This window comes from Rheinheimera sp. (assembly GCF_965283995.1).
In the GTDB taxonomy this organism is placed as follows: Bacteria; Pseudomonadota; Gammaproteobacteria; order Enterobacterales; family Alteromonadaceae; genus Pararheinheimera.
Map to the genome: position 1 here is coordinate 1,591,830 of NZ_CBDIQG010000001.1, position 12,658 is coordinate 1,604,487.

11 protein-coding genes are annotated in these 12,658 nt (G+C 52.6%); 2 read left to right on the plus strand and 9 right to left on the minus strand.

Going from position 1 to position 12,658, the window contains the following annotated elements:
- Window positions 1-60 precede the first annotated feature (60 nt).
- Window positions 61-459, plus strand: coding sequence for a hypothetical protein (locus ACQ66Q_RS07305; protein ID WP_430456189.1), 399 nt, complete (start codon window positions 61-63; stop codon window positions 457-459).
- 37 nt (window positions 460-496) lie between these two features.
- Here ACQ66Q_RS07305 and ACQ66Q_RS07310 read toward each other — a convergent pair whose 3' ends face one another.
- The 9 genes from ACQ66Q_RS07310 to ACQ66Q_RS07350 form a co-directional block, all read right to left on the minus strand.
- Window positions 497-1,795 carry a hemolysin family protein gene (locus ACQ66Q_RS07310; protein ID WP_430456190.1) on the minus strand — a complete coding sequence of 433 codons (1,299 nt, stop codon included), beginning with the start codon at window positions 1,793-1,795 and terminating at the stop codon, window positions 497-499.
- A 211-nt stretch (window positions 1,796-2,006) separates the two neighbouring features.
- Complete coding sequence (locus tag ACQ66Q_RS07315) at window positions 2,007-3,977, minus strand: alpha/beta fold hydrolase (protein WP_430456191.1); 1,971 nt, start codon at window positions 3,975-3,977, stop codon at window positions 2,007-2,009.
- 101 nt (window positions 3,978-4,078) lie between these two features.
- Window positions 4,079-4,810, minus strand: a complete 732-nt coding sequence (locus ACQ66Q_RS07320) for a dienelactone hydrolase family protein (RefSeq protein WP_430456192.1) — start codon at window positions 4,808-4,810, stop codon at window positions 4,079-4,081.
- A gap of 80 nt (window positions 4,811-4,890) precedes the next feature.
- Window positions 4,891-6,216 carry a sensor histidine kinase gene (locus ACQ66Q_RS07325; RefSeq protein ID WP_430456193.1) on the minus strand — a complete coding sequence of 442 codons (1,326 nt, stop codon included), beginning with the start codon at window positions 6,214-6,216 and terminating at the stop codon, window positions 4,891-4,893.
- The gene (locus ACQ66Q_RS07330) at window positions 6,206-7,540 is read right to left on the minus strand and encodes a sigma-54-dependent transcriptional regulator (protein WP_430456194.1); all 1,335 of its coding nucleotides are present in this window, start codon (window positions 7,538-7,540) and stop codon (window positions 6,206-6,208) included. Before ACQ66Q_RS07330 ends, ACQ66Q_RS07325 begins: the two co-directional genes overlap by 11 nt.
- A gap of 3 nt (window positions 7,541-7,543) precedes the next feature.
- Window positions 7,544-8,737: an FtsX-like permease family protein gene (locus ACQ66Q_RS07335; RefSeq protein WP_430456195.1), complete on the minus strand. Its 1,194-nt coding sequence runs from the start codon at window positions 8,735-8,737 to the stop codon at window positions 7,544-7,546.
- 3 nt (window positions 8,738-8,740) lie between these two features.
- The gene (locus ACQ66Q_RS07340; RefSeq protein ID WP_430456196.1) at window positions 8,741-10,039 is read right to left on the minus strand and encodes an ABC transporter permease; all 1,299 of its coding nucleotides are present in this window, start codon (window positions 10,037-10,039) and stop codon (window positions 8,741-8,743) included.
- 10 nt (window positions 10,040-10,049) lie between these two features.
- Complete coding sequence (locus ACQ66Q_RS07345) at window positions 10,050-10,760, minus strand: ABC transporter ATP-binding protein (RefSeq protein WP_430456197.1); 711 nt, start codon at window positions 10,758-10,760, stop codon at window positions 10,050-10,052.
- A gap of 20 nt (window positions 10,761-10,780) precedes the next feature.
- Complete coding sequence (locus ACQ66Q_RS07350; RefSeq protein WP_430456198.1) at window positions 10,781-12,049, minus strand: efflux RND transporter periplasmic adaptor subunit; 1,269 nt, start codon at window positions 12,047-12,049, stop codon at window positions 10,781-10,783.
- Window positions 12,050-12,272: 223 nt separating this feature from the next.
- Between ACQ66Q_RS07350 and ACQ66Q_RS07355 the strand changes: the two genes are divergently transcribed.
- Window positions 12,273-12,602, plus strand: coding sequence for a YciI-like protein (locus ACQ66Q_RS07355; RefSeq protein ID WP_430456199.1), 330 nt, complete (start codon window positions 12,273-12,275; stop codon window positions 12,600-12,602).
- Window positions 12,603-12,658 lie beyond the last annotated feature (56 nt).

Here is a 12,658-nt window from a genome sequence, read left to right on the forward strand (position 1 = left end):
TTGACCAGCCTGTATTTTTACCGCAGGCTGGTTGGTATTTCATCACACAGGACGGCCGTAATGCACGCAACACAACAGGAATGGCTGCAATTGCAGCAAAGTTATGATCAAATGGAGAAACACGCGTTGTGGCTGCGGCTGCTGTGCCTGAGCCTGTGGCTGGCTCTCGTTGAAAATGAAAGCAGTGTCGTGCTGCAGGCTGGTCTGATTGGTTTTTGCTGGCTCAACGAAGCCCTGTGGAAAGCACAGCAAGACCGCGCCGGCACGCGGTTACTGGCATTAGAAGCGGCGCTGCGCGAAGGTAAGGATATTGCTTGCCAGTGGCAAACCAGTTGGCTGGCGGAGCGGCCGGGCGTCGGCGGTTTGATTGGCTGCTACCTGCAAGCGGCACTGAAACCCACGGTTGCAGTCAGCTATCTGATCCTGGCCGGCGCCAGTCTGTATCGTTATCTGTTTTGACCGCAGTTTCCGATGGTAAAACAAAGCCTGAACAGGTTCAGGCTTTGTCTTCTGCTTTGATTTTGGTCACCAGTAACTGGTCGATTTTATAGCTATCGATATCTACCACTTCAAATTTGTAGCCACAGTAATTGACCGCATCGGTACGTTTTGGAATTTTGCGCAGCATATACATCATAAAACCGGCAATGGTTTCGTAGTTTTGCTGATCCGGGAAGGCGTCAATTTCCAAGGCCCGCATTACGTCATCCAGCGGCGTTAAGCCTTCGACCAACCACGAATCATCATCCCGTTTAACGATTTGTTCCTCTTCCGAATGCACTAATTCTCCCATCACGATGCTCATCACATCTTTGAGCGTGATCATGCCAACCACCATCGCGTATTCGTTCAGGATCACGGCAAAATCAACACCACTACTTTTGAAATGCTCCAGCACTTCATACAACGACAAGGTGTCCGGAATAATCAACGGCGTATGGAGCATGCCCGGATGTGTGATCGAAATCGGCAGACCGTTTAACACCTGTACCAGCAGTTCGCGCGATTCAATGTATCCGACCACCCTGTCCAGACTGGTGTCGCAAACCAAAAAGCGCGCATGGGGCGAATCCAGCAGTTTTTTGCGGATACTGTCTTCGGCTTCGCCCAGGATAAAATAAACCAGACTTTCGCGCGGGGTCATTGCCGATGTGACGGTACGCTGGTCCATATCAAATACGTTTTCCAGCAGCTTATGCTCCTGCTGTTGCAACACTCCAGCTTCGGCGCCTTCATCCATCATCGAGATGATATCTTCCGGCGTAATTTGGTCCTTACGGTGGATCGGCACATTGAACAACCGAAACACCAGATTCGCGACGCTGTTGAATAAAAATACCAGCGGTTTTAGCACCACCAGCAGCGTCAGGATTGGCCGTACCACAACCAAAGCAACCTGCTCAGGCGCCAACATGGCGAGACGCTTCGGCATCAAATCAGCAAATAAGATAAACAACGTTGTCACCAACAATACCGACAAGCCAAAGCTGATATTTTCCAGCCAAACACCGTTATAAGTGTCGCGCAATAAATCGGCAATATAAGGGGTAAAAGCTGCCTCACCGAGGATACCGCCGAGGATCGCAACGGCGTTGAGGCCAATCTGCACAATGGTGAAAAAATTACCTGGATGCTGCTGTAATTCAAGGACTTTACTGGCGCGCGCTTCACCTTCAGCCACTAACTGGCGCAGGCGCAACTTGCGAGCCGCTGCCAGCGCAATTTCGGACATGGAAAAAAATGCGCTGATGGTGATCAGCAATACGATGATGAAGATATGTTCAAATAACGACATAGATCTGCCTTTTACTGGTCCCGCCCGCAAAGTAGCAGGCTTGTCTGACACCTGTATTGCACGTCCATGACAAATGCCATTGGAATGTCATACAAGCCAGAGTTTCACCCTGTGCTGGCAGTATAGGCTTTTATACGTTTTATTTCAGCTGGTTATCAAAATGCATAAAGGCCGCAGTCATCACTACTGCGACCTTTACCTCTGTCACACATCAAAGCTTTAGCTGAGCGCCCAGATATTGCTGGACCATCCGGAAGTATTTTTGTTGATTTTCTTCGCCATAAAAACCATGGGTTTCATCATCAAAAATCTGCCACTGATAGGCTTTACCGGCTTTGTCCAACGCAGCTTTCAACCGCTCTGCATGTGCAATTGGAGCCCGCTCATCGCGGGCGCCGTGAATAATCAGTAAATGCGCTTTCAATTTGCCAGCCTGATGTGTCGGTGAAAATTGCGCCAACTGCGCTTCATCCTGGCCTAAGACTTCGTTCAGATAGGCCTGACCGAAATAGACTCGGGGCACATCACCTTCTTTGCCTATGATTGACAAGTCATAGACACCCGCCACAGCGACACCGCACTTGTACAGATCCGGCGCCAGCGTCGCGGCTTGCACCGCTGAATAGCCGCCAAAAGAGGCGCCCATCAGACAAATATTACCGGCTTTGGCATGCCCCTGACTGACCGCCCATTGGGTCCCGTCAATGATGTCTTGCTGGATCAGGCCGCCCCACTGCCGGTATCCTGCACGCTGATAGGCCTGACCATAACCACCGGATCCCCGGTAATTGACCTGCAACACATTGTAGCCACTCAAAGCCAGCAGCTGAACCTCGGCATTGAACTCCCAGCTGTCACGAACAAAATGCGGGCCGCCATGTACCAGCACCACCATCGGTTTTTCGGCTGACTGCTTCGGTGCCTTGGTCAGATAACCATGAATTTTCAGGCCATCGCGGGCGGCGAATTGAATTGGCTCAACCGGCGCCAGAGTCGTACCAGCTAGTTCTGGACTAACATCCGCCAGTTTCGACAGCGATACTTTCTGATTGTCGTACAGATAATAGCTGCCTGGGTTCACGTCTGAACTGACATACACTATCCATTTGTGCCCATCACGGGTTTGGCTGGTGATATCGACTTTTTCACCAGGAAAGGTTGCCAGCAACTCTTTAAAGATTTTGGCCTCGGCATGCTCATTCGTCAGCAACAGATACGCCGGCCGGCCATCATCAATCCGGATACCATAAACACCCCGCTCGTCGGTGGTCTGAATAGTCTCCGTCACATCGACGTTAGCGTCGGTATATACCTCCTGGTACTTACCCGTATCAAGATTGAGCTTGTGTACACCATCGAGACCGCCCTGCCGATTATCAATGACATAAAGTGATTTATTGTCAGCTGTCATCGCAATGGGATTAAATGTATTGCCGTATTGCTGAGACGGCATCGCTTCCCAGTCGTTACTGCTGCTGTCTGCTGCGCGGATAAACACTTCTTTTTGATGATTGCGGTTAACACCAGCTGCAACACGGGGCCGGCCATTTGGCCCAGGTACCACATCGGCTAGGGGTGTCGGCAGTCGCCCCCGGCTCTGAGTGCGACCGTTATAAATATCCATCGCCAACACTTCCGGATAGGCTTCGCCATCTGAGGTTGCCGGGATACTTTTAATCAGTACCCGATTGTTTTCATCAGGTACCATGTCGATAAAATCACCGTAGGCATCCCTGGCCACGCGTTTTTTGAAATTGCTGCCCACTTGCTGCTCAGCAGCGCGATAACCAAACAACAGGCCTTTTTTACTGCCGTCGACATTGACGCCATATAATTCGCCGGTATGCACCGGTTCTTTTTCCCATGGCCGTAATGCAGTGATCTTGAAAATCACCCGTTTATCAGTCACCCACTGGTACTCACCGACCTGTAAGTCACCGCCCATCGGCAACGAACTCAGCATCGTTAATGTTTTGGCATCTAAAAATACCAAGGCGGTTTTGTTATTGCTGTATGTTTTTGCCGCCAGATAGTTGCCGTCCGGTGAAATTTTAAAATCGAATAATGTTGGATTTTTGGTCAGTAAAGCCGGCAGATCAGGCGCTGCGGCCAACAAAGGTGTACTGAACAGCCCGATGCATGCAGCAAGCATGCTCCGGCGAAATAACGCAGATAAATTCATTAACAAATCCTTTTGTGACGTGTTGATATTTATTAGGTGCTTAAACAAACACTATATACAAATAAATAACAAACAGCCGGAAATTGCAAAACACTATTTGCTTACATCTGCAAAAACAGCTCGCGGGCGCGTTGATACATCCATAGAGCTAAAGCCGGGTCATAGCGTTCGCCTTCATCGCGCATAAAGGCATGTTCGGCATTGACTTCGTGCCAGTCGAAACTGACACCGGATTGTTGCAGCTGCTGTTGGATTTGCCGCCGGCCCGCTTCCGGCACATGCGGATCCTGCCGGCCAAAGACAAACACCAACTGTGCATTGCTTTCGCCAACCCGCGCCAACGTCTGGCCAGCATTGCCGGCAGGCAGCGTGTCACTATGTAAATCCGTCGGATACAAACAAAGCGCAGCCCGCACCTGCGGCTGTAAAGCGGCCCGCAGCGCCAGATGACCACCAATACAGACGCCCATCGCGCCGACCCGACCATCCCAGTGTGTCAGCGTCTGCAAATATCCGATCAGCGCCTGATTATCGCTGTCGTACTGACCTAATGGTTTGGTCCATTTGTCCTGATTGCCTTTATCTTTACCGGCATCATCGTACGCCAGCACTGTGCCTGGCGGATTCAGTTCATGGAATACTTCGGGCACCAAAACCAACAGGCCCTGCCCGGCAAGTAGCGTCGCCATCCGTGCGATTGGCGCCGTGATCTGGAATATTTCTGAATATAACAACACCGCCGGGCAAGGCTTGTCAGCTTTGGGCTGATAGACCGCAACCCGCATCGGGCCTGTTGGCGTGGTTAAATCAACAACAGATGTCTGAACCTGCATAAACCCCTCTGGATGTCTTGATGGCTAAAATTGGCAGCAGGCAGTGTAATAGCTGCCATGGCTTTTGCAAAGCACAGCGACTATGGCTGTGACGGAGTTGTATCAGTGATACGCGGAAAGATCAGCCGGACTAATAGACCCGGTGGCTGATTGAACAGCTGCAGACTGCCGCCATGTGACTCCATAATGTCGCTGCATAGGGTCAGGCCAATGCCCGAGCCCTGTACCTTAGTGGTGTAAAACGGCACCAAGGCATGCTGCAGGACTTCTGCGCTGACACCACCACCATCATCCTGTAACTCCAGCACCAGCTGCTGCGGGAATTCCTGTAGTTTCAGTGTGGTGCCGCAGCCACTGGCACCGGCTTCCTGGGCATTTTTCAGCAGATTGAGTAACAACTGGGTTAGCTGCGCGCCGTCCAGATACCAATCATGCCGGGGCAGATCGCCCAGCAACTCAAATTCATACTGATTTTGTAATGTATTGATAAGTTTTGGAAAATTAACTAATGATGGTACTGGCGGCGGTAGTTTTGCAAAATTCAGATAACCCTGTAAAAAACCGTTTAACTGCTGACAACGCTCGCCGATATGGGCAAAGATCTGCACCAGCTGCTGGTTATCTGGCTCATCCTTAGCACTGGACTGGCTCAGCAGGCGGGCGCCGGAAAAAGCCAGCGATGACATCGGGGCCAGGCTGTTATTCAGTTCATGCCCAATCACCCGGATGAGTTTTTTCCAGGCTTTGACTTCTTCCTGCTTAAATTCCCGTGTCATCGGCTTCAGTTGATACAACCAGTGCTGACGTTGATTCAACCGGAACGGACTGACCGATAAATGCCAGACACTTTGCGCATCCCCCAGGTGGATCAGGCCTTGTTGCGCGCGCTGACAGGCCTGCAGCAATTCCGGCCAGTCCGCGAGCACTTTGCTGAGCAGACTGCCGTCAAATTTACGGCCCTGACACAGCAGATGCCGTGCCGCCGGGTTACTCAGCAGCACACGCCCGCCCTCGTCGGTCAGGATCAATGCACTGGGACTGGTTTGTAACACGGTGTCGAGTAATAACTCACGTTGATACAGGGTGGCGCGCTGCCGCATCAGCTCGGCTGACATGTCATTGAGCGCGCTGGCCAATGGTTTGAGTTCACCCAGGATCTCACTGTTCGCCGCCAGATTAAAACTCTGATCGCGCAGACTGTCAGCCTGCAGATTCAGCGCCAGCACTTCCAGGTCCAGTTGCTGCAAATAACGCCAGATCAGCAACACCAGCGCCAGCGTAAATGCGGCATAGCCGCCCCACAGTGCATAAGACGGAGGTGTCAGTTGCCACAACAACAGAGCAAAACCTGCCAGCAATAGCGTGATCAGCGCGACCAGCCAACGCCGGCTTAGTTTAAGGCGCATCGATCCCATAAAACTCCATTCGCCGGTATAAGGCTTGCCGGGTGATGCCAAGTGCTTTCGCCGCGCGTGACACAACGCCCTGATGTACGTGCAGTGCGCGTTCGATATCCTGCCGGGCGATATCGTCCAGCGCGCGATTTTTGCTGCTGTTATCAGCCTCCAGCCCCAAATCTGCCGGATTGATCTGCACACCGTGACTTAACAATAACGCACGCTGACACACATTCTGCAGTTCGCGCACATTGCCGGGCCAGGGGTATTGCAACAACGTCGTTTCAGCGTCCCGGCTCAGGGCCTTTTCGCCGGCTAAGAAAAACCGCGCCAGTGGCAGAATATCGTCCTGCCGCTCTTTTAACGCCGGCACATGCAATTGCACCACGTTAATGCGGTAATACAAGTCCTGGCGGAACTGGCCAAGCGCAATGGCTTTGGTTAAATCGGCATTGGTTGCCGACAACAGCCGCACATCGACCCGCCGGGTCACACTGGACCCAAGCCGCTCGAACTCACCGGTTTGCAGCACCCTAAGCAATTTCATCTGACCGCTTAACGACAGATTACCAATTTCATCGAGAAATAAGGTGCCGCCGTCCGCCGCCTCAAACCGGCCGATACGGGCTTTAGTCAGGCCGGTGTAAGCACCTGCTTCAGCACCAAACAACTCGGCTTCCATTAAATCGGCCGGCAACGCGCCCATATTGACCTTGATCAGTGCTTTACCAGAGCGCGGCGAGTTGGCATGCAAAATCTGCGCGATGCCTTCTTTGCCGCTGCCGTTTTCACCGGTGATCAGCACTGCCGCCTGCGAGGGCGCGAGCTGCAGCGTCATTTGCAGCAGCCGCTCCATCGCGGTGCTGGCAAACACCAGCCCACACAGATCCTTGCCGATAAATGCCTGTAGCCGTTCTTGCTGTTTGCGTTCAGTGTCCCGCTGCTGATCCTGCAATTTCTTCAGTTTCAACGCATTTTGCACTGTCATCAGCAGGCGCTGGTCGTCCCAGGGTTTGGCGATGTAATCACAGGCGCCGGCTTTGACCAGCTCCACCACCATATCCAGTGCGGTCCAGGCGGTCATTAATACCACCGGGATCTGCGGATATTGCGCACGTAACAGATAAAACAGCGTTTTGCCTTGCTGCCCGGTCATTTCACCTTTGGCAAAATTCATATCCTGCAACACCAGATCCAACGGTTGCTGCGCCAGTAATGCCAGCGCTGAGCCGGGCTCAGTCGCGGTCCAGACCTGATGCCCTTCCAGCTGAAACAGCGTCAGCAAGGCGGTCAGCACCGCCTCGTTGTCATCAATAACCAGTATTTTTGCCATAACTTACAAAGTCTTAGTTGCTGTTGCCGGAGAAACTTGCGTTGCAATTCTGGCAGGATACCATGTAGCCAGCGTGACACACAGCATCAGCATCAGCACTGCAGCCAACGGCAGCCAAATCGGTAACGCCGGGATACTGATCACCAGTGCCAGTGCCTGATTCAGCAGCCAGGCCGCCACGATCCCGATGCCAGCACCTGCGACTGTGGTACACCAGTTTTCCGTCAGCATTTCCAACAAAATGCCTTGTTTGCTGGCGCCGAGCGCCCGTTTGATGCCAATTTCTTGTTGGCGTTTCAGCGCATTAAAGTGCGCGTTGCTGTAACTGGAGATCATCGATACCAACAACATCAGGCCACTTAACACAGCCAGCAGCGTAGCCAGACCGAACTCATTGCGGAACATCCGGTGTAACTGATCATCCATAGTCCGTACAGAGAAGATCTCGATATTCGCATCAGCAGTTTTCAGCACGTCCGGAATTTGGCTGCGGATATGTTTCGCTTGGCCAGGTTCAACCCGCAAAATAATGCCGTAGCCCCAAGCGACACCATAAATTTGCGCGATTTGAATACGGTTATACATCACCCGCTCAGCACTACGCTGGCCATAAAAGTCTTCAATGACCGCCGCAACAGGGCCACCGTTGGTTAGTTGGCCAATGGCTGATTTTCCGGGAAATACCCGTTCGGCCAGACTTTTGGTCAGCACCACCGGCACTGTGCTTTCGCCATCCCAGGCCTGAATGGTTTGTGGGATCTCGCCTTCCAAAACATCCAGCTGCAACACCTTTAAGAAGTCCGGCGATACCGTATATTGCGGCACACTTTGCGTATTGTTTTCGCGGTTATTTTCGTCATTGACGTTGCCATTCGAGCCACCTTCCATCAGTGGCGACTGGTTGGTAAACGAAACGGCGGCGACGCCCGGCATTTGCCGCACCGCCGCCAGCTGGCGTTCCAACAAATCAGCAAAGGCCGGATATTCCTGCAGGTTTTTGCTGGTAGGTTTGAGCGACACATACAAAATATTATCTAAATCCAACCCTGTCGGCTGACTCAGCTGGTTCCAGGTCTGCAACGCGAGCAAACTACTATTGGATAACAACGCCAGCGTCAGTGCCAGTTGTACCAGCAACAGGCTGGTGACGACTTTGCGGCGTAACATCGATTTAAAAATTAAATGCAGCGAAATCATGACTTATTCCTTCAATTGCTGATTCAGCGCGCCAAACGAAGCGCGCAGAGATGGATACAAGGTGACCAGATAGCAGCAACCCAAGGTCACGGCCAGCAAGCTCAACAACAGCGTCCAATCCCAACTGGAAAACAACCGGTTCGCCGGCAGCAGTTCATTCATCAGGCTGATGCCACTGTAACCAATCAACAAAGCCGCCACAGAGGTAATGCTTGCCATCAACAACACGTCGGCCAGCGCCTGTTGCTGAATGTGCCAGCGGCTGGCACCTAAAGCGCGGCGTAAACTGATTTCATATTGGTTGGATAAATACCGGTTCAAAGACAAATGACTGGCATTAAACAGGCACACCAGCAAAAACAACAGGGTCACCAGTGCAAAGGCTTTGATATCGCCGCCGTCTTTATTGAAATGCACCACGATATCGCGCATTCCGACCAGTTTATTGTTGATGGTACTGGGATGACGGCCGGCTTTTTTCTCATCAGCGGTCAGATTGGCCATAAACCGGCGATAGGCTTGCTGTTGTTCGACAGTGTCAAGCTGGACCCAAAACTGCAGCTGATGGATGGCTTTGGTGCGCCCATCGGTAGCGAGCTTCCGGTAGTCGGCGTCCTGAAAACTGGATGACTGCGAATTCGACAGATAATTGCGGTCGTAGCCGGTTTCCAGCGGCAGATAGATATCCTCAACTTCGGATAAGTGATTGTTATTATTGGCATCAAACAGACGCGGCAACATGGCCCAGTCCGCCAGCACCGCCGAGACTGTGTATTCAAAGTCATCCAGCGTCAGGCGGCGACCGACCACATTGGTGTCACCAAACAATTTCTCGGCAGTCTGCCGGCTTAAAATCACTTCGGCTCTGGCGCTGGCATCCGGCCAGACCGAACCATGCAAAAACGGTACTTCAAACATCCGGAAGAAATCCGGTTGCGTCAGGCGGATTTTGACCGGCATTGGCGGCTGTTGCGGTGTTAAACGCAAATAGCCATCGGCGCTATACATCGCCGCTTTAGCGGACGGAATATCCGTGGCGCCAAGCTTCTGCACATTGCTGTAACTCAGCACATTTGGTGGTTCACAGTTCTGGCACTCGTAAGGCACCAGGTTCATAAATGGGAAAAATAGCTTGTCGCTTTTATGCGGCAAAGGATCCAGATTCAGCCGGTAGTAAAAAGTCGCATTGGCGAAAAACACGCCAAGCCCCAGGCTTAAAATCAGGATGGTCAGACTATACGGCAAAGGCGCTCGGCGAATGCTTTTCAGGCTGACTTTGAGGTAATACAGAAACTGTTCCATCACCCTCTCCTTAAGCCACAGCGACTGGGGACGCGTGCTGCAATGGGTCATACATCGCGGCATCGCTGAGCTGGCCATCGACAATCTGCACCTGCCGGCCAGCGCGGCGGGCCTGATCCGGATCATGCGTCACCATCAGAATGGTGCAACCGTCGCGGTTGATTTGTTCCAGCAATTCCATGACCTGACGCGCCATCAGCGAGTCCAGGTTACCGGTCGGCTCATCCGCGAGCAGGATGCGCGGCTGGCCGGCAATAGCGCGGGCGATCGCAACCCGTTGCTGCTGACCGCCGGATAATTGGCTCGGATGATAATCACGCCGCGCCGCGAGTCCGACCTGCTCCAGCGCATGCTCGACCCGGCGTTTGCGTTCGGCGGCAGCAAAGCCCCGGTAGCGCAGCGGCAATTCAATATTGTCGAACAAGCTGTAATCTTTAATCAGGTTAAAGCCCTGAAAAATAAAGCCAATTTTCTCATTACGTAACGCGGATAACGCCTTATCCGACAGGCCTTTGACCGACTGACCATCCAGCAGATAATCACCGCCATCAAAACTCTCCAGTGTGCCAAGCACATTGAGCAACGTTGATTTGCCTGAACCTGATGGACCAGTTAATGCAACAAACTCACCTTCAGTCACATGCAGCTGAATGTTTTTCAGCGCCTGAGTTTCAATCAGCTCAGTCCGGAACGACTTACTTAAGCTATTGATTTTAATCATTGATATTTTCCTTCTCTGGATTAGTTCAGCCGGACCCGCTCGGCATCTTTAAATTCACTGAGGCTGGAGATCACCAGCTGATCCCCCTCTTTTGCCCCCGCTAAAATCTCGACCCACTGCACAGATAACGCGCCCAGCTCAATCGGCGTGCGCACCGCAACATCCTGTTCCAGCCGGTAACCAATGCGGCCGCCGCCGCTGGCGACAAATTCACCACGCGCCACCCGCAGCACATCTTTGCGTTCGTCAAATACAATCCGGCCTGACACACGCTGGTTTTGCCGCAGTGCTTTGGCATCCTGATCAGCAAACCGGACCCGGGCTGTGACATTGCTGTCTTTGACCTCAGCCGCCACATGCGACAGCTGGCCACTGAGTTTCTCGCCGTTCAGCGTCACTTCAACCGGCAGGCCCGGTGACAGTTCCGCCGCATAGTTCTCCGGCACACTGAGCTCTGCTTCATATTGGCTGAGGTCAATCACGGTCAGCAGGCCCTGACCGGTTAACACCTGGGTTTGTTGCGTGGCCAGCCAGTTACCGACCTGTCCGGTGACCGGCGCTTTGATTTGTAACGCGGCTAATTTACGTTCCAGCTCGGCCACGACTAAGGCCTGACGTGCCAGCCCTTGTTCACCGGATTTCTGTTCAAAACTGAGTTTGTCAGCCGCCAGCGCGACTTTGGCCTTGGCGTGGTTGTATTCCAGTTCGGTCTGCGCCAGCTTGTCGCGGGCGATATCCAAATCAATCTGACGCATGACACCGAGCTGCATCGACTGTTCAGCCCGCGCCAATTCGCGTTTGGCCGCTTGCAGATTGACCCTTGCACTGCTTTCGATTTGTTGCATATCCAGTTGTTGTTCGCGGGCCAGCAGCTTGGCGCGTTCATGTTCTGACTGCATCGATAACCACAGCGCTTGCTGTTGTTTGACTTCGTTTTCTAAGCTAGGGCTTTCCACCACCGCTAACAAATCGCCAATGGTCACGGCTTCGCCCGGTTGTTTGATAAAACGCACCAACCCATCCTGCTGACTGACCAGCGTTGGCGCATTGGCCGCCACCACTTTGCCCTGTACCGCCAGATCTCGGACAAAATCGCCCCGGCTGACTGTTGCCAGCTGCACATCGCTGCGCGCCAATACCATCGCCGCATTGGCACCGGTAGAAAACATCAGCTGATAACTGCCCCACAACAAGGTGCTGATCACGCCAAATGCCACGACCAGTTTCAGTACCGGCGTTTTGTGCGCTTTTTCAATCCTGACGTCCTGTTGCTCTGTACCTTTGATCATAAATCGTCTTATCCTTTGGCCATCTGCAGCGAAAACTGCGTTTTGTGCTGTTGATGACAAGAAGTATTGCAGTTGGCGTGCCAGATATTTAATTGTTTATTTTCAACATCTTACTTTTATTTATTTTATTTTCAGACTGTCCGCGGACACTTTTTCTGTCCGCTATCCATGCTGACGCCATAGCGCGGACAGCCACATCATTCACAGCAGACCGGAGGTCTTGATGGCGCATTATTTATTGCTGTATCAATTGAGCGCAGACTATCTGCAACGACGAGGCGAATTTCGCGATGCCCATTTGCAGTTGGCCTGGCAGCTGGCCGATCAGGGCCTGCTGCTGCTTGGGGGCGCTGTGGGTGATCCGGTTGAAAGCGCGATGCTGTTGTTTCAAACCGATGATCAGGCACAGATCGCAGCGTTTGCCGCAGCCGATCCTTATGTGCAGCAAGGGTTGGTCACCAGCTGGCGTATTGTGCCCTGGCTGACTGTCGCCGGCCCGTTGGCCGCAACCCCGCTGAAAAGTGTCGCAATCCCGGCAACGGACGCCAGTTAATTGTTGCCTTTTTGTTTCAAACTTTTACAGTAGTCGCATGCCAGCCTGTGCAGGCC